A 15,682-nucleotide genomic window follows, 5' to 3' on the forward strand; every position below is an offset into this window, starting at 1 on the left:
CAGCATCCGCCGGAATGGGCGTGGAGGCGTTGATCCAGGGCAAGACTGATGCGTGCCGGGGTTCGAGAAAACGAATCTAGTTGTGTCTGACCGGATTCTTTTACCAAGTAGTAACAATTAATAAAACACCAACTAAGAAACATCCTACAAACCCACCAAAACAAGAACGCAAAGTTTATTTAATTATTTTAAATAGCGTTCTAGCCTAGGCCTTCGTCTTTGCCAGGGACATTTTCTTGCTCGCCATTTACAGGGTCCTACGGACTCTACGGCAGCCCTGACAATTCCAGATAACAACTAGTTACATATAAACACTGGAGTGCCATGACCCGCCAATCCGACCTGAGCTACCGCTTCGAGCCCCTGGCCAGCCAGGACCCGTTCGAAGTGGTCTCGTTCACCCTCGACGAAGCCCTCAGCACCCCGTTCCGGCTGGTGCTCGAACTGGTCAGCTACGAAGACAACGTCGACTTCGGCCACCTGCTCGACAAGCCCGCGCTGTTCACCATCCTGCGCGGCCAGCGCCCGATGCGCCACGTCCACGGCCTGATCAGCGCCTTCAGCCAGGGCGACACCGGCAACTGCCGCACCCGCTACCAGGCCGTGATCGAGCCCAAGCTGGCCCGCGCCGGGCTGCGTTCGAACTGGCGCATCTTCCAGCAGCAGAGCGTGCCGCAGATCCTCGAAACCCTGTTCAAGGCCCAGCGCATCACCGACTTCGAACTGGGCCACAGCTTCCCCCACGCGCCCCGCGAGTTCTGCGTCCAGGCCGGCGAAACCGACCTCGCCTTCATCACCCGCCTGGCCGCCGAGGAAGGCTTCATCTACCGCTTCGTCCACAGCGCCAAGGGCCACCGCCTGCTCGTCAGCGACCGCGTGCTGACCCTGGGCATGATCAGCTCCAGCCTGGTCAAGCCCGAGGACGATGACGACGACGAAGGCTTCATCGACGACGACTACCCCGATCCACTGGCCGTGCTCTACCACGCCAACAGCGGCGGCGACCAGGCCCGCCCCTGCCTGCGCCGCCTGCACTACCGCGAACAGGTGCGCACGGCCCGCCAGGTGCAGCGCGACTACTCCTTCACCCACCCGGCCTACCACCTGCAGCAGGAGTTCAACGCCAGCGACCTGCAGCACCAGGCCGACGACTACGAGCGCTTCGACTACCCCGGCCGCTACAAGCGCGACGAAGTCGGCATCCCCTTCACCCGCACCCGTCTCACCGCCCTGCGCCACGATGCGCGCATCGCCGAGGTCGAGGGCGACGACGTGCGCCTGCAGCCGGGCCTGAGCTTCGATCTGGTCGAACACCCCCGCGCAGACCTCAACATGCATTGGCGGGTGGCCAGCGTGCGCCACGAGGGCGCGCAGTTCACCAGCCTGCAGGAGGAAGCCGCCGGCGCCGAGCAAGGCACGCGCTACACGCAAAAGGCCCTGCTGGTACCTGGACGCATCGAATGGCGCCCCGAGGCGCCGCCCAAGCCGCGCATCGACGGCCCGCACATGGCCACCGTGGTCGGCCCCGAGGGCGAAGAAATCTTTTGCGACGAGTGGGGCCGGGTCAAGGTCAGCTTCCCCTGGGACCGCGAGAGCCGCGACAACGAGTACAGCTCCTGCTGGGTCCGGGTCTCCCAGGGCTGGGCCGGCGGCGGCTGGGGCGCCATGGCCATCCCGCGAATCGGCCAGGACGTGGTCATCCAGTACGTCAACGCCGATCCCGACCAGCCGATGATCACCGGCCGTACCTACTGCGGCAACCAGCGTCCGCCCTACGAACTGCCCAAGCACCGCACGCGCATGACCATCAAGAGCAAGACCCACAAGGGGCAAGGCTTCAACGAGCTGCGCTTCGAGGATGAGCTGGGGCAGGAAGAGGTGTTCATCCATGCGCAGCGGGACCTCAACGCCAAGATCAATCACGATGAAAGCCACACCGTGGGCAACGATCGCACCCTCTCCACCGGCCGAGACAGCAGCACCTGCATTGCCCGCGACGCGACACTCAGCACCGGTCGCGACCGCCGCGACCATGTGCGCCAGGACTGCTTCACCGACATCGACCGCAACCTGGTGCACACCATCGGCAACGCCTGCAGCGAGACGATCGGCAGCGACCACCACCTGAGCATCGGGCGTGACCAGACGCTGATCATCGAGGGCACCCAGACCCTCGAGGCCCGCACGGCCCAGCGCCTGCTGACACCGTCGTACATGCTGCAGGGCACCGAGCGAATCCATATCCGCGGCCCCGCCGGCAAGATCATCCTGGACGCCGACGGCATCACCCTCGAAGCCCTCAACATCCGCTTCAAGGGCAACGTCACCTACCATCCCCCGGTCCAGGCCCAGGTCGAGGCCATCGAAGCGGCAATCCGCGAAGGGACGCCCCTCATCGAGGAATGCCCATTTGCCGGGGAGGACGACGCATGAGCCTGCATCGGCAACTGAGCGAGGCCGGTGCGCCAGTCAGCGCCGACCAGCCTCTGTACCTGCTGGCGGAGGCCTGCGCCGTGCCTGGCCTGCCGGGGCGGCTGGAGTTCCATGGCGCGCATTACCAATACCTGTGGCACCTGCACCTGCGCCCGGGCCTGGAAAACCATGCGCCACTGCTCCTGCAACTGTTGCCCGGCGCTGACCTCGATACCTGGCTCGCAAGCCGACAGGCGACGTTCGCCTGCTCCGTGGTCCAGAGCACCCTGCCGCTCGCGGAACTGGCATCGCACTTGCGGCGTTTCGGCAAAGTGCAACAGGGTAGACAGCGTTACTTCCTGCGCCTTGGCGATCCCGCTTCGCTGCACCTGTATGTGGCCTCATTGGCGCAACAACCGCAGGCCCTGGCAGACCTGTTCGCCCATGGCCGCATACGCCAGCTGTATTTCCATGTCCCCCAGACCGGCCTGGCACAAGGCGTTCAACCCTTGTTCGAACAAACCGCGCAAGACTGCGAACAGGACGGCTGCCTGGCCTGGCTGGCACCGTCCATGGAGGTCGCCCGGTGAAACTGCCCACCCTCGACCTCGACGCCCTGACCACGGCCTCCCGGCAAAACGCCAATCGCCGGCTTGTCCGTTACCTGAAAGAGCACTTCGATGCGCTGGCGCATCTACCCATCACCCAGGAGCGTCTTCCCCATCTGATCGACCAGGCGGGCAGCATCACCTGGAGCAGTGACTCCCCCGACGCCACCGAGTACGCCACGCAGACCTTGATCCACGTGCTCCTGGGGCTCGCTTGGTGGAACGACCCCAGCTGCCAGCCACTGTGCTCGCAGCTTGAGGTCGATGGGCTGCACCATGACCAACGGCTGCACCTGCTGACCGCGCAGGCGATTGCCCAGGGCAAGCGCCAGCAGGCTGTGCTGCCCGGCATGCTTGCCGTCCTCCTCGACCTGCTGGGCTGGCATGACGACACCTGGGAGATGGATCGGCTCTGGGACACGCTGGCCCGGCTCATGACCCACCGAGGCCTGGCGCTGGAGACGCATGAGGAGATCTACCGCACCTACGAAACGGATGCCTGTGAGCGCTATGGCCTGCCGCCCCTGGTCCATCGCGAGCTCAATGGCCAGGAAGTGCTCGCCTACCGTCATTACGGCTGGCGCATCCCGAAGCTCTCCGATGCATTGGCACAACAGCCCGCACTGCAACGTAGCCAAATAGTGCAGCACATCTTGCTGGCGATCGTGTTCGGCCGCGCCTTCTTCCTCAGCGCGGCGTTCACCGAGTGGATGGCGGCACTGGACCAGCAAACATCCTCCAGGGAAAAACGCGCCACGCTGGCCGGGCTACTGACGACTTATCAACGCACGCTGGTGGAGGTCGTGACCCATGCCTGAAACAGCCCTTTCATCCCAAGACAAGATCTACCAGGACGTCCTCGACGGCAACCTGCCCAAGCCCGTCGAGCTGTGCATCCCCTGCACCCTCCCCGGCGCGATGTTCTCCCTCGAGGGCGACGAGGGCTGCGACTTCCTGCTGGGCATTCCACGCCAGGGCGTCGGCCCCGCCTGGTTCCGCGACAACCCATGGATCCGCGACACGGCCCGCAACCACCGCGACACCTTTCTGCAGCAGGTCCTGGAGCAGGCCGGCTGCACCTACGGCGACGCCTGGCTCGCCGAGTTCCATGCCTTCGCCGCGCGCGAAAAACTGCAGCTGGTCTGCGTCGACGAGCAGATGCGCCTGGACGACCTGGCGCCGCCCGTGCTCGACCACATGGGCGTGCGCACCCACCAGGGCATGGGCTTCGAACTGCACAGCAATTTCTTCTTCGCCGACCACAGCATCTACTTTGCCACCTTCACCCACGCCCGCTGGTCCGAAGCCCCCCGCGAGGAGTACCTGGACGACCAGGGCGAACGGCACATCAGCCCGCCCTACACCTGGCATTCGCCCAGCGGCCTCTACCCCATCGACCAGGCCTGCACGCAACTGGCCACCCACTTCGCCGAGGCCAAGGCCAGGTCGCGCACCTGGGAGGGCGTCAAGGGCGCCGCCGAACTCGCCCTCGGCCTGCTGGCCACGGTACCGGTGGTGCGCGGCATTCGCGGCGGCGTCAGCGCCGGGCGCTACGCCTTCCTCGCCCTGGAGGGCGCCCTGGCCGCCGACGCCATGGTCGACGGCAGCAGCCGCATGATCACCGGCGAAGGCCTGAGCATCGGCGAAGCGTTCTTCACCGAGCTGGCCAGCCTGGCCAACCCCACCACCGCCGAGGCCCGGGGCAAGCAGGTGTTCATGGCCATCAACCTGGCCCTGCTACTGCCCAACGCCCTGGGCGGCGCGCGCTGGTTGATGCATAAGCTGCGCCCCGGCAGCGTCACCACGGTACGCCTGGACAACGCCGCACTGACCGAGGAGCAGGTACGCCGCCTGGGCCGGCGTGAGGCCGGCGAGGTCAGCGTGCTCGAGACCCGCATCGACCGCCCGGCCCGCGACGGCGGGCTGGCGGTGCGCGCCAGCGAGCTGCACGCCATCGACCGCAACGCCAGCCGGATAGCGCTGGAGGTGGTCGGCGGGCGTGCCGACTACGCCTACATGGCCACGACGATGCGCGACCGCCTGGTGGCGCTGATCAGCCACGCCGTCGGGCCGGTGCGCATGGGCGGCGGCCTGACCCGGGTGGTGGCCGATGCAGGCGAAGAGGCACTGGCCGCGGCGCTGGTCAGCCACTGGAAGGTCAAGCCGGAGAACATCCTCGGCATGAGCACCCATCCCTCGCGAGCCAGCCAGTTCGGTTTGAAGAACAAGAGCGACCAGGGCATCGACATGCTGGTCTACGTGCCGCCACCGCCATCGATGAGCGTGCGCAACCCGACGAACCAGCAGATGCGGCATCACATCGATGGGATCAAGGGGGTGGCGCCGATGGAAGAGTTGCAGTTTGCCGAGGGGACGTTGCTGGTGATCGAGGTGAAGACGACATTGGGGAAAACCAAGACGCCGGGGTTTCTAAAGACCCAAGAAAACGGTGGAAAAGCCAATATCAGGAGAATTCAGCGGCTTATTGAGAGAAAAACCCAAGGGTGGGATCCCCATAAACTAATCAACTCAGACTCAAACGTCATAGACAAAATTGACGCCATCAACACTGCATTCAACGATAGAAAAATATCCTATATGCACGCCCAAGTATTTTTCGACGCACAGGGCTCCCTGAGCAAACTAACAAATAACATGACAGGCATTCAAATCAATCACTGGAACTAAAAATGACAAAAAACATATCTGTACGCCTTCAGAAAAACATTGATAAAATTCCCTCTTGGGGAATGAGCAGCTTCCCAGCCAGGGAACATTTGATCATTGATTATGCTAATGGAACCGGAAACTTCCACAAAGCAAGCCAGCAGTTATTTTCAATAGGTATGACTGAGTTAGGGAGCATCCTAGCATCAGCCACAATCAAGCAACACTTTGCGACCAGAATGGAGTTCTCCAATGCAATCATAAAAATGCTTACCGCAGACACAATTCGAACACATAAACTTAAAGGCACTCAAGAATTAGGTCTTGCAACACTGGATGACCTTACCCACCTCATGCTTTGTACACTGGCTTGTGGCCAGTTCAACTTAATTCACCCAGTTCATCAGACTGTCTTCGCAGGCCTTGGGCATGGCTATGGAGTAAGTGATGGACACGATCTCCCTATCGGCACCACACTACGTTACGCCGCCTTCGGTCTAGCAATCATTGGCGACTGGCTGGGCAAACCACTGGACCTCGACAAGCACGCCTTGCCCCGTGATCCAGCCTGGGGCCAACTGGTTGCTCATTGGCGCGAGCCTGACCCCGATAAACTCTTGCCTATCCTGATGGCAGCCTGCGATACCCATGTCGAGCGCATCGCCCTCAACTCCCGCGAACTTGATTCAGGCAACTTCGAATTCGGCTCTCCCTTCGAGGCCGTCTACCCTGCCGAGATTCTCGCCATTCTGAACCTGCGGCGATCACTGAAGCTGGCTAATCCCTTCATCGATCACCCATTGATGACAACCCCCTATGCGGCGCTCACCTGCCCGCCGGGCACCCGACTTGATAAAGACGAGTTGCTGGACCGCTTTCTGATCGCTGTCTGCAAGTACAACCCGGAGGCCATGCCAGAGGGGCTCTACGAAGCAGTACTGCAGAAACCACCGTTGGGTTGAGATCGGTAATTTCCCGATACATCCACGCCGCACCAAATAATCACTACCAGAGCATCCAACGACATACAACTGAACATGTGGAACTAACCATGAAAAAAAATCGCTTGCAGCGCAGCCTGCACGACCTGAGAAATTGGGCATCAGACATTACGCCTTACCACACCCACCATCTTGACCATTACCTTTTCAATGGTGGTGAACTTGGTTTGGCCTGTGACGCTCTTTTCAGGCAAGGGTTGAAAGAAGTAAAAAGAAATCTCCTGTTAGCGATGACGGAGAACAAGATCATTTCCTCCGCAAACCTTAGATCTGGTACAGCACGAATGCTTATCAGCGACGCCATACTGATTGAGCGACTTAGAAACACCAACCGCTCAGAAATTTCCACCCTCGATGGGGCCACTCATCTTATGTTCTGTGCAGCTGCAAATGGCCAGCACCAACTTCTAGAGGTTTTTTATAACGTTGTCCTCAATGGGCTAAACAATGGTTATGGTCTTCGGGATGGTCACGACCGTCCCATCGGCACCACTCTCCGATACGCCGCCTTCGGTCTGGCAATCATTGGCGACTGGCTGGGCAAACCACTGGATTTCGACAAGCACGTCCTGCCCCGTGATCCAGCCTGGGGTCAACTGGTCGCCCACTGGCGCGAGCCCGATCCAGCGAAACTGCTACCCATCCTGATGGCAGCCTGCGACACCCATGTCGAGCGCATCGCCCTCAACTCCCGCGAACTTGATTCAGGTAAATTCGAATTTGGCTCTCCCTTCGAGGCCGTCTACGCTGCCGAGATTCTCGCCATCCTCAATCTGCGACGATCACTGGGCCTGAGCAATCCCTTCATTGATCACCCACTGATGACAACCCCGTACGCGAAGCTCACCAGCCCGCCAGGCACCCGGCTTGAAAAAGACGAGTTGCTGGAACGTTTTATGGCTGCAGTCTGCAAATACGATCCACAAGCCATGCCGGAAGGACTTTACCAAGCCGTCATGCACACAATCGAGGAGCCTTGAGCCATGGCCCGACACGGCGCGATTCGCAAGGGTGACCGTCACAGCGGTGGCGGTCGGATGATCGAGGGCCGCGGTGTACTGATCGATGGTGTGCCGCAATGTGTGCTCGGCGATCGCGCAGCCTGCGCGCTGCACGGTGGTGAGTTCGCGCTGGTATCCAGCGCTGACAACACCGTGCTGTTCAACGACATCCCCTTGGTGTTCGAACCTGCGCAGCTGGCGTGTGGCTGCAGCGTTTTGTCTTCCTGCAGGCCGAGTAATGCCAGAGCGTAAGCTAACCAGGGGAGGTTGGCTGGCAGTGCCGTCGCCATCGCGGGGCAAGCCCGCTCCCACACTGCTCCAGTGGCGGCATGTTTACCCCATGAACAGACGGTAAGCCGGATTCTCCGTCTCGTCCCAGTACTGATAGCCCATCTCGTCCAGCGCCTGTGGCAACCTGGCCAGTTCGTCGTCCGGCACCTCCAGCCCGGCGAACACCCGCGCTTGTGCCGCGCCGTGGTTGCGGTAGTGGAACAGGCTGATGTTCCAGCGCTTGCCTAGGCGCTCTAGGAAGCCCAGCAGCGCCCCCGGACGCTCGGGGAACTCGAAGCGCAGCACCCGCTCGCCGGCCCCCGGCGCCGCGTGGCCGCCGACGGTGTGGCGCACGTGCAGCTTGGCCAGTTCGTTGTCGGTCAGGTCGAGCACCTGGTAGCCCTGCTCGTGCAGGCTGGTTAGCAGCTGCTCCCGTGGGTCGTGCTGGGGGTGGGTCTGCACGCCGACGAACAGGCGCGCCTCCTTGCCCGGGTAGTAGCGGTAGTTGAATTCGGTGATCTGGCGCTTGCCCAGGGCCAGGCAGAAGGCGCGGAAGCTGCCGGGGCGCTCGGGGATGGTCACGGCGATGATCGCCTCGCGCTGCTCGCCCAGCTCGGCGCGCTCGGCCACGTGGCGCAGGCGGTCGAAGTTGACGTTGGCACCGGAGTCGATGGCCACCAGGGCCTGGCCCTGCAGACCCTCGCGGGCCACGTAGCGTTTGATGCCGGCCACGGCCAGGGCGCCGGAGGGCTCGGTGATCGAGCGGGTGTCATCGTAGATGTCCTTGATCGCCGCGCACAGCTCGTCACTGCTGACCGTCACCACCTCGTCGACGAAGTGGCGGCACAGCTCGAAGCAGTGCGCGCCGATCTGCGCCACCGCCACGCCGTCGGCGAAGGTGCCGACCTGCGGCAGGATCACCCGCTCACCGGCGGCCATGGCGGCCTGCAGGCAGTTGGAGTCCTCCGGCTCGACGCCGATCACCTTGACCTCGGGGCGCAGGTACTTGACGTAGGCGGCGATGCCGGCGATCAGGCCACCGCCGCCGACCGGAACGAAGATCGCATGCAGCGGGCCGGGGTGCTGGCGAAGGATCTCCATGGCCACGGTGCCCTGCCCGGCGATGACGTCGGGGTCGTCGAACGGCGGCACGAAGGTCGCGCCGTCGCGATCGGCCAGTTGCAGGGCATGGGCCAGGGCGTGGGGGAAGCTTTCGCCGTGCAGCACCACATGGCCACCCCGTGAACGCACGCCTTCGACCTTGAGCGAGGGGGTGGTGGTGGGCATGACGATGGTGGTCTTGATGCCCAGGTGCGAGCCGGCCAGGGCCACGCCCTGGGCGTGGTTGCCGGCCGACGCGGTGATGACGCCGCGTTCGCGCTGGGTGGGGGTCAGGCGCGACAGCCGGGTGTAGGCGCCGCGGATCTTGAAGGAGAACGTCGGTTGCAGGTCTTCGCGCTTGAGCAGGACCTGGTTGCCCAGGCTGGCCGACAGGGCCGGCGCCGCTTGCAAGGGGGTTTCGATGGCCAGGTCGTACACCGGGGCCGAGAGAATCCGGCGCACTTGTTCGGACAGCAGTTGCTGGGGCGTAGCCGGGGTACGCAGGGTGGCGCTGAGGCTGGTCATCGATGACTCCTGGTTTTTTTGTAGTGCCCAGGAGTCAGAGAGAAGAAACCCGCCTCCAGGGCGGGTTCAGTGCATGTGTGCGCTAGCCCGCCAAGCTGATAATGGCGGTAATAATGCTGAGGGCGCGACGCTGCGGGAATAGGTTCATGGGGTGGGAAGCTAGCGTGGGGGACAGGCGCAAGTCAAGGACTTCAGCTTTGGCTCAAGCGTGTTGGTTTGAGTGTTTGTATGCACATTTATTGGCGAGGGTGATCATCAAGGCAGGCCTGGAGATGGCCGGGCTGCCGGTGGACGAGCCACGGCGGCGGGTGTTCGGGCTGGATGCCCAAGGCCGCGACCAGATGAAGACGCTGCTCGACGCCTTGCGTCAGGGCTAGTGTCAGCGACGTGCCCGTGGGAGTCCGCTCCCACAGGCCATCTGCACGCTTGAGAACTCAACCCCGAACCCGGAGAATGTACCGACCCAAACGACCAGAAGCCATGGAAAAGGACCTTTCCAGTGAACCAGAAACAACGCGACGCCCTCAGCAAATTCCTCAGCTACGTACTGCGCCACGCCCCCGAATCCATCGACCTGTCCCTCGATCGCGACGGCTGGGCCGATGTCGACGCGCTGATCCACGGCGCCGGCCGGCAAGGTCATGCCTTCGACCTGCACGCCCTGCGTGAAGTGGTCGAGACCAATGACAAGCGTCGTTTCACCCTCTCCGACGATGGCCGCCGCATCCGCGCCGCCCAGGGCCACAGCAGCGCCCAGGTCGAAGTGCGCCACGTCGCCAAGACGCCACCCGCCCTGCTCTATCACGGCACCGCCAGTCGTTTCATCGCCTCCATTGAAGCCCAGGGCCTCATCCCCGGCAGCCGCCACCATGTGCACCTGAGCGAGGACCCGCAGACCGCGCTGGCGGTGGGCAAGCGCTATGGTCAGCCGGTGCTGCTCACGGTCGATACCCGGGCCATGTGCGCAGCAGGAACAGTGTTCTACCAAGCCGACAACGGTGTCTGGCTGGTAGACCAAGTGCCAACGGCCCATCTGTCACGCCAAGCCCTGTAGGAGCGGCCTTGTGCCGCGAAAGGGCTGCGTAGCAGCCCCAGCGATATCAGCTTGATGCACGAATCCTGGGGGCGCTTCGCACCCCTTTCGCGACACAAGGCCGCTCCTACAGGGGAATGTGCAAAGCCTGGGACTAGGCTCTACCAAAAGGGGACAGATTTATTTTCTCCATGAAGATTCCGGCGCTGTTGGAGTCAGTTTCCATGTCCGTGATTTCTACACCTGGGTTCTCTGTGGTCAGCGGTGCCTCTTCTTCCTGCGGCGAGGTGAGCATCAACAACCCTTCAGTGCTTCGTAAGCACACCAAATGCAATGGCGAACCTGCTCTGCGCCAAGATAATAATCTGGATCGCTCTGAAGCAAGCGCTCATTCGTCGTGAAAGCATCAAGATCGCCGAACAGCTTGTCTAGTATGCCATAGGCTTCCTCGAAAAGAGGAGACTGCTCGTTTTTAAAAAGTTCAAAATATAGTTCGGAAAATCGCTCAAGTGAATATGCTCCAGCCAAATAGCCTTTGATCAGGATCATATAGGACGATATTGTCTCATCCATTTTTATCACCATCAGTCAGTACCTCCCGAACCATACGCAGCCAACCAGCATAATCCAGACCTTCTGAGTCGGGCGCAAAAAAGCAACCTACTTCCCGTACCACTATATATTCAAGCGCCTCCTCAGAGAAACTGAAATCCAGCAACTCATCAATCTCTCGCACACCTGCCACAAGCACTTCTTTTCGCTCGTCCACAAGCATACTGCGCAACGCCTCAGCGCTGTTGAAATATTCTTCCGGCCAATCCTGATGAAAGTAGCAACCCAGTAGATGAGAGAGCACGGAAAACTTCATAGACACCCAAGTCGAAGATGTGAAAACATGGAAACTCCAGACCCAGCCCCCTGCGCTATCATGTACGCAGCACGCTCAGGCCCTTTCCTCAAGGTAAGGGTAGTACTCTGGCTCGCCCTCCTTCTTTATCCAGATGCGTCCGCACTCCGGGCAGGCAATAACATCTCTGCTCAGGGCATCTATCTGCTCGAAAAACGCCTCAAATGAAACCTTCCTTTTGTCAGCCTGTTCCGCCAGCTCGTACAACAGCTTGTTCGGAACCAGCGTAAACTCCTCTGAAACAGGAGAGCTGACCAGGCTAATCACATGAGTGCACCTGCATAGAAATTTAGCCAACGTTAATCCCTCAAACAATTCCAGCATTCAGGCATTAAAAGAATCAAAGCCTTCAGCATAGGAGTTACTTACGCATAGCTTCTTACGAGGTCAATACTTGCAACACATCGCCGACCTTCATTCTTGCCATTTGAAATCTCTCAAACTTGGCACAGGTCTCCCTTGCCCAGCCTGGCTGCAACCAACTCATTGTGCTAGGCTCTGTACGAAATGTATCTGCACTCGCCCATACTGCGTTGAAACGGGGCTCGGAATGCTCATGTACTCCAGTACACTCCGCTTCCTCCCCCCGTTTCGCCTTGTCTGGCCTTCGCGCAGACACATTTCGTACAGACCCTAATCGCTGCTGTCACCCCTGCTCTTCCAGCGAATTGTCCACGTACATCAGCACGCACGTACCTCTGCCCTTCACAACCACACTGATTGGCTTGCTGGTCTCACCACTGTCCAGCGAGAGCTCGACCAGCAGCTGCTGATTCTCGAAGGACTGCTGCTCCCGGATCAGTTGTTCTATGGTTTTTCCGCGGCTTTCCCAGTCAATGCGTTCTGCCATTTGATCGCCTGTTCATTTCAGTGCTCATGTTAGAAGCGAGCTCAGGTCACGATGCGTTTAGCCGTCTGGCTATTTTCCTGGCTGCATGCCGTATCTGTTGAGTTTCCCCCGTCGTGCTCAACGCGTCCAGTTCCTGCTTCAGCCCCTGAGATCGCGGGACGAACAGGGCCCAGTTCAAAGCCAGGCCAGACCAAAACTCACTTGGGCTTCTGAGCCCTGCCCTGACAACTTCCTCGAACGGAAACAACTCCATGAACCTTGCGGATAGCCCACGGCGCTCAAGTCCATCAACCATCTTGCAACGAACCGTTTGCATCCCCTTTTTTGCCCGCGTTAGCTTTGCCCCAGCGCCTGCGCGCCCCTCAGACAACGTGGCGTTTACTCCACAAGCTCAATCTCAACCACCAATACGGCGCAGTTCAGCTTCACATCCCCCCCGCTGCATTCGAGCTTCACACTACTACCTGCCTGCGTCACCGAAATCCCAGCTTCTCCAACCCATGCCTGAACCAGATCACCGGCACGCCAGACATTCCAGAGTCTCAACTCTGCCGATGCTTTTGCCTTCACATCGAAGGTGACAACATCTGGACTGGTATCGGCCCACAGGATGACTTCCGCATGGGACTGCTCATTGATCTCGATGTCCCCTTTCACCGCCTTGATACGCAGCCCCGGCACCGAGGGCGCGTTGCACGCCAGGCGGCGAACTACGAACGTGTTGCGGCCTGCCCGTAATGGGATCTTGTGTATGGGGACAAAGGTACGCCCGTCCCGCTCGACGGGGGCACCCTGTGTTTTTTGAAACTGTTCAGACAGTGATTCCATCTTCGACTCAATATCCCGCTCGTCTGTAGGGGTCAACTATCGCATGGTCCTGAGGCCAGCGAGGAAAAAACTGGCGCGAGGCCAGTGTCGATGATGTTCAAATCGAAGGCTCTTCCTTGATGAGAAAAAGCCCTTCTCGAAACAAACGCTTAAGCTCAGCGCGGCGCTTTGAAAACAACGAAAAATCATCCACCACATCTTGAATATTATTGGTAACCCTCACCAAGTAACCATTACCTATTCTCTCAACAGGAAAGCCTGATGCCGCAATGAGATCTGCATTGACCTCCTGGGAAAATTCGTCTCCATAAAACATCCCCCAACCGACATTCGGAATATCTGGTTTCAATGCAGCATTGAACGAACCGATCTGAAAGCTACCCGTCCTTTCTGCGGGGTTTAGCTCGGGGTCAGTAAAAGGATGAAGCATTGCAAGTTGAGGAGGGAAAATTTCACACCATACCTTGAAGAGCGAATACCAATCAACCTTATCGCTATACGCTGCCTTGAAGGCAATCTCCCCTGGAACACGTTGCCCACGAGCATTTCTAAATGCATGAACAACACTGCCCAAGGACTTGATCGATTTTTTTCTTCTCCAGGCAAACCCCTGATAAAAGCCCGACAAGACGCCATTAGCACGACTCGACCCCTTAGCAGCCCAAATACGCTCGCACAAGGCCTTTTCCAAGAAAGACTCCGTGAACTTATCTGGATTATCCGACACCTGCTCCGGAAGCAGTAACCCTCCGTTCAGGCTCAACGAATCAATAAGCTTTTCGCCAACACCCCAGCCAGTCGTTTCGGTTTTTGTTCTGATTGCCACTTGGATATATGATTTCATAAGCTGTCAAAACCTCGCCAGATCACCTGTAACGGATTGTACCTGCAGACATCAACGTGTAGTGGTCTAATGAAACCGGACACCCATTTAGGCGAAAATGCTCGCCACAGGGAGGTGTCTGATGACCAAGCAACGCCGTACCTTTACACCTGAATTCAAGCGCGAAGCAGCCGACCAGCGAAAAAGGAGCGAAAAAGGGGACGAGCGAAAAAGGGGACCGATTTATTTTCCATACTCGAACTTCAGCGCGCCCCGCCTCCAGCGCTCAACCTCCTCACTGAGTCCTTAAACACTAGGCTTCGCCGTCATCTAGGCCATGCAACAGAAGGGAATAAAGTAGAATAAATAAATCTGTCCCCTTTTCAGCCAATCTGCCCCCTTTTCAGCCCGCCTCTTTTCAATATTTCTACTTCGCATAAAACTCAACGAGAACACCTGCAAACCTATACCCTGTAGCCCGCAAGCCTCATGTGCGCAAGCACCATTTCATCAAATACCTCATCAGACACTCCCCTATTTGACCTGACACTCTTCCAATTCCAAACAACCGAAAGAATTTTACTATCCAAGAGATCGCACTCTCCAAGAAGAATATTAGCCAAATCATATTTATCCAATCTTGGATTTCCCTCCAGCACTCTATTTAGCACAACGCTTGGCAGCATCCCACCCAGAATTTGCACCAGCAAATCGTTATTTTCCGAAAGTAGCATGGATCACCCCATTAACGTCCTCAACCTTTAAGACCTTAGTATACCCATACTTCTGAGACATCCGACCAGCCCACGTATTCAAAGCAGCATTTTCTTTTGTCATTCCATTCGCGACATTCTGTAAATACTGAGCAGTATTGACACTACCAGCACCCTCCATCCATGTGCCGCGAATTTGATTTACTTTGACCCAAAAGGGGGCAGGTTTATTTTTCATGCTCTAACTTCAGCGCGCCCCGCCTTCAGCGCTCAACCTCCTCACTGAGTCCTTAAACACTAGGCTTCGCCGTCGCCTAGGCCATGCAACAGCAGAGATTAAAGTAGAATAAATAAATTCGTCCTCTTTTCCCTCGCCCCCTTTTCACACTCTTCCTGAGCACTTCTACTATCGTGGTCCGACCAAGCAGCAAAAACTGAGGCTTGGAGAGAAGCCGGACAGCCGCTCCAAAATCCCTCAAGTACGCCCTCATCCGAAATGGATTTTGGTGCAAAAACGATCTTAAACAGTTCAAATTCTTATCAGTCATTTGAACGCCTGGACATCCCACCCACCACTACCCCAGTTTTTTCACCAAATACCATGGAGACTCTTAAAACACCTCATGCCTAAGCAACTTAAACCCCGCCTGCCTCATAATTCTTTCTAAAGCAGATGAACGATCTGTAGCATTTATATAAAGCAGGACCGTATAGTCCGGATAATTTTGTTCTACCGCATCACCATCGAAAGGATCAACATTCAGCTTTAGAACAAAAACCTCTGCATCACCCCCACCCAAAACATAATAAATACCTCCTTGATAAGAGCTATCTCTTTCCTCGAAAGCTTCTCCCAAGGTTCGTTCAACATTAACTTTCGCCGAGAGAAGACCTAAATCTTTCGCACCATACAAATCATACGCAACAGTCATTTTTGCAAGCT

19 protein-coding genes are annotated in these 15,682 nt (G+C 58.6%); 9 read left to right on the top strand and 10 right to left on the bottom strand.

What is annotated here, in order from left to right:
- Positions 1 to 324: 324 nt before the first annotated feature.
- The 7 genes from HU751_RS07925 (at position 325) to HU751_RS07955 (ending at position 7,941) form a co-directional block, all read left to right on the top strand.
- Complete coding sequence (locus HU751_RS07925; RefSeq protein WP_217862535.1) at positions 325 to 2,433, top strand: type VI secretion system Vgr family protein; 2,109 nt, start codon at positions 325 to 327, stop codon at positions 2,431 to 2,433.
- A complete protein-coding gene (locus tag HU751_RS07930) occupies positions 2,430 to 3,002 on the top strand; it encodes a DUF4123 domain-containing protein (RefSeq protein WP_186735966.1) in 573 nt (190 codons plus the stop codon). The genes HU751_RS07925 and HU751_RS07930 overlap by 4 nt, the downstream gene beginning before the upstream one ends.
- On the top strand, positions 2,999 to 3,838 hold the full coding sequence (locus HU751_RS07935) for a hypothetical protein (RefSeq protein WP_186735964.1): 840 nt from the start codon (positions 2,999 to 3,001) through the stop codon (positions 3,836 to 3,838). Before HU751_RS07930 ends, HU751_RS07935 begins: the two co-directional genes overlap by 4 nt.
- Complete coding sequence (locus HU751_RS26805) at positions 3,831 to 5,708, top strand: hypothetical protein (protein WP_225933246.1); 1,878 nt, start codon at positions 3,831 to 3,833, stop codon at positions 5,706 to 5,708. Before HU751_RS07935 ends, HU751_RS26805 begins: the two co-directional genes overlap by 8 nt.
- A gap of 2 nt (positions 5,709 to 5,710) precedes the next feature.
- Positions 5,711 to 6,649: a hypothetical protein gene (locus tag HU751_RS26810; RefSeq protein WP_225933247.1), complete on the top strand. Its 939-nt coding sequence runs from the start codon at positions 5,711 to 5,713 to the stop codon at positions 6,647 to 6,649.
- A gap of 89 nt (positions 6,650 to 6,738) precedes the next feature.
- Positions 6,739 to 7,668 (top strand): hypothetical protein, encoded by a 930-nt coding sequence (locus HU751_RS07950; protein ID WP_225933248.1) that lies wholly within the window; start codon positions 6,739 to 6,741, stop codon positions 7,666 to 7,668.
- Between the two features lie 3 nt (positions 7,669 to 7,671).
- On the top strand, positions 7,672 to 7,941 hold the full coding sequence (locus HU751_RS07955) for a PAAR domain-containing protein (protein ID WP_186734355.1): 270 nt from the start codon (positions 7,672 to 7,674) through the stop codon (positions 7,939 to 7,941).
- 81 nt (positions 7,942 to 8,022) lie between these two features.
- Here the strand turns inward: HU751_RS07955 and ilvA are convergent, their stop codons facing one another.
- On the bottom strand, positions 8,023 to 9,585 hold the full coding sequence (gene ilvA / locus HU751_RS07960) for a threonine ammonia-lyase, biosynthetic (RefSeq protein WP_186734356.1): 1,563 nt from the start codon (positions 9,583 to 9,585) through the stop codon (positions 8,023 to 8,025).
- Positions 9,586 to 9,833: 248 nt separating this feature from the next.
- On the opposite strand from ilvA, the gene HU751_RS27010 reads away from it, so the two are divergent.
- Together HU751_RS27010 and HU751_RS07965 are read left to right on the top strand one after the other, a co-directional pair.
- Positions 9,834 to 9,962: a hypothetical protein gene (locus tag HU751_RS27010; protein ID WP_264082595.1), complete on the top strand. Its 129-nt coding sequence runs from the start codon at positions 9,834 to 9,836 to the stop codon at positions 9,960 to 9,962.
- 122 nt (positions 9,963 to 10,084) lie between these two features.
- A complete protein-coding gene (locus tag HU751_RS07965) occupies positions 10,085 to 10,639 on the top strand; it encodes an RNA 2'-phosphotransferase (protein WP_186734357.1) in 555 nt (184 codons plus the stop codon).
- Positions 10,640 to 10,912: 273 nt separating this feature from the next.
- Here HU751_RS07965 and HU751_RS07970 read toward each other — a convergent pair whose 3' ends face one another.
- The 9 genes from HU751_RS07970 to HU751_RS08010 all read right to left on the bottom strand — a co-directional run bounded on the left by HU751_RS07970 (position 10,913) and on the right by HU751_RS08010 (position 15,671).
- A complete protein-coding gene (locus HU751_RS07970; protein ID WP_186734358.1) occupies positions 10,913 to 11,191 on the bottom strand; it encodes a colicin immunity domain-containing protein in 279 nt (92 codons plus the stop codon).
- Positions 11,184 to 11,486 (bottom strand): contact-dependent growth inhibition system immunity protein, encoded by a 303-nt coding sequence (locus HU751_RS07975; protein ID WP_186734359.1) that lies wholly within the window; start codon positions 11,484 to 11,486, stop codon positions 11,184 to 11,186. The genes HU751_RS07970 and HU751_RS07975 overlap by 8 nt, the downstream gene beginning before the upstream one ends.
- A gap of 75 nt (positions 11,487 to 11,561) precedes the next feature.
- A complete protein-coding gene (locus tag HU751_RS07980; RefSeq protein ID WP_496197678.1) occupies positions 11,562 to 11,849 on the bottom strand; it encodes a DUF8617 domain-containing protein in 288 nt (95 codons plus the stop codon).
- A 322-nt stretch (positions 11,850 to 12,171) separates the two neighbouring features.
- Positions 12,172 to 12,375, bottom strand: coding sequence for a hypothetical protein (locus HU751_RS07985; RefSeq protein WP_186734361.1), 204 nt, complete (start codon positions 12,373 to 12,375; stop codon positions 12,172 to 12,174).
- A gap of 378 nt (positions 12,376 to 12,753) precedes the next feature.
- Complete coding sequence (locus HU751_RS07990) at positions 12,754 to 13,203, bottom strand: hypothetical protein (RefSeq protein ID WP_186734362.1); 450 nt, start codon at positions 13,201 to 13,203, stop codon at positions 12,754 to 12,756.
- A gap of 97 nt (positions 13,204 to 13,300) precedes the next feature.
- Entirely contained in the window at positions 13,301 to 14,047 is a 747-nt protein-coding gene (locus HU751_RS07995) for a hypothetical protein (protein WP_186734363.1), read from the bottom strand.
- A gap of 443 nt (positions 14,048 to 14,490) precedes the next feature.
- The gene (locus tag HU751_RS08000; protein WP_186734364.1) at positions 14,491 to 14,760 is read right to left on the bottom strand and encodes a hypothetical protein; all 270 of its coding nucleotides are present in this window, start codon (positions 14,758 to 14,760) and stop codon (positions 14,491 to 14,493) included.
- Positions 14,741 to 14,977 (bottom strand): hypothetical protein, encoded by a 237-nt coding sequence (locus HU751_RS08005; RefSeq protein ID WP_186734365.1) that lies wholly within the window; start codon positions 14,975 to 14,977, stop codon positions 14,741 to 14,743. Before HU751_RS08005 ends, HU751_RS08000 begins: the two co-directional genes overlap by 20 nt.
- Before the next feature lie 373 nt (positions 14,978 to 15,350).
- Complete coding sequence (locus HU751_RS08010) at positions 15,351 to 15,671, bottom strand: hypothetical protein (RefSeq protein ID WP_186734366.1); 321 nt, start codon at positions 15,669 to 15,671, stop codon at positions 15,351 to 15,353.
- Between the last annotated feature and the right edge of the window lie 11 nt (positions 15,672 to 15,682).

Origin of the sequence: Pseudomonas peradeniyensis, assembly GCF_014268935.2 — a bacterium.
Classification (GTDB): Bacteria; Pseudomonadota; Gammaproteobacteria; order Pseudomonadales; family Pseudomonadaceae; genus Aquipseudomonas; species Aquipseudomonas peradeniyensis.

Coding starts and splice junctions, on each gene's coding strand:
- HU751_RS07995 (WP_186734363.1), bottom strand. CDS start 14,047: ATGAAATCATATATCCAAGTGGCAATCAGAACAAAAACCGAAACGACT.
- HU751_RS07975 (WP_186734359.1), bottom strand. CDS start 11,486: ATGAAGTTTTCCGTGCTCTCTCATCTACTGGGTTGCTACTTTCATCAG.
- ilvA (WP_186734356.1), bottom strand. CDS start 9,585: ATGACCAGCCTCAGCGCCACCCTGCGTACCCCGGCTACGCCCCAGCAA.
- HU751_RS26805 (WP_225933246.1), top strand. CDS start 3,831: ATGCCTGAAACAGCCCTTTCATCCCAAGACAAGATCTACCAGGACGTC.
- HU751_RS08010 (WP_186734366.1), bottom strand. CDS start 15,671: ATGACTGTTGCGTATGATTTGTATGGTGCGAAAGATTTAGGTCTTCTC.
- HU751_RS07955 (WP_186734355.1), top strand. CDS start 7,672: ATGGCCCGACACGGCGCGATTCGCAAGGGTGACCGTCACAGCGGTGGC.
- HU751_RS07970 (WP_186734358.1), bottom strand. CDS start 11,191: ATGGATGAGACAATATCGTCCTATATGATCCTGATCAAAGGCTATTTG.
- HU751_RS26810 (WP_225933247.1), top strand. CDS start 5,711: ATGACAAAAAACATATCTGTACGCCTTCAGAAAAACATTGATAAAATT.
- HU751_RS07990 (WP_186734362.1), bottom strand. CDS start 13,203: ATGGAATCACTGTCTGAACAGTTTCAAAAAACACAGGGTGCCCCCGTC.
- HU751_RS07930 (WP_186735966.1), top strand. CDS start 2,430: ATGAGCCTGCATCGGCAACTGAGCGAGGCCGGTGCGCCAGTCAGCGCC.
- HU751_RS07980 (WP_496197678.1), bottom strand. CDS start 11,849: ATGCTGGAATTGTTTGAGGGATTAACGTTGGCTAAATTTCTATGCAGG.
- HU751_RS07950 (WP_225933248.1), top strand. CDS start 6,739: ATGAAAAAAAATCGCTTGCAGCGCAGCCTGCACGACCTGAGAAATTGG.
- HU751_RS07925 (WP_217862535.1), top strand. CDS start 325: ATGACCCGCCAATCCGACCTGAGCTACCGCTTCGAGCCCCTGGCCAGC.
- HU751_RS07985 (WP_186734361.1), bottom strand. CDS start 12,375: ATGGCAGAACGCATTGACTGGGAAAGCCGCGGAAAAACCATAGAACAA.
- HU751_RS08000 (WP_186734364.1), bottom strand. CDS start 14,760: ATGCTACTTTCGGAAAATAACGATTTGCTGGTGCAAATTCTGGGTGGG.
- HU751_RS08005 (WP_186734365.1), bottom strand. CDS start 14,977: ATGAAAAATAAACCTGCCCCCTTTTGGGTCAAAGTAAATCAAATTCGC.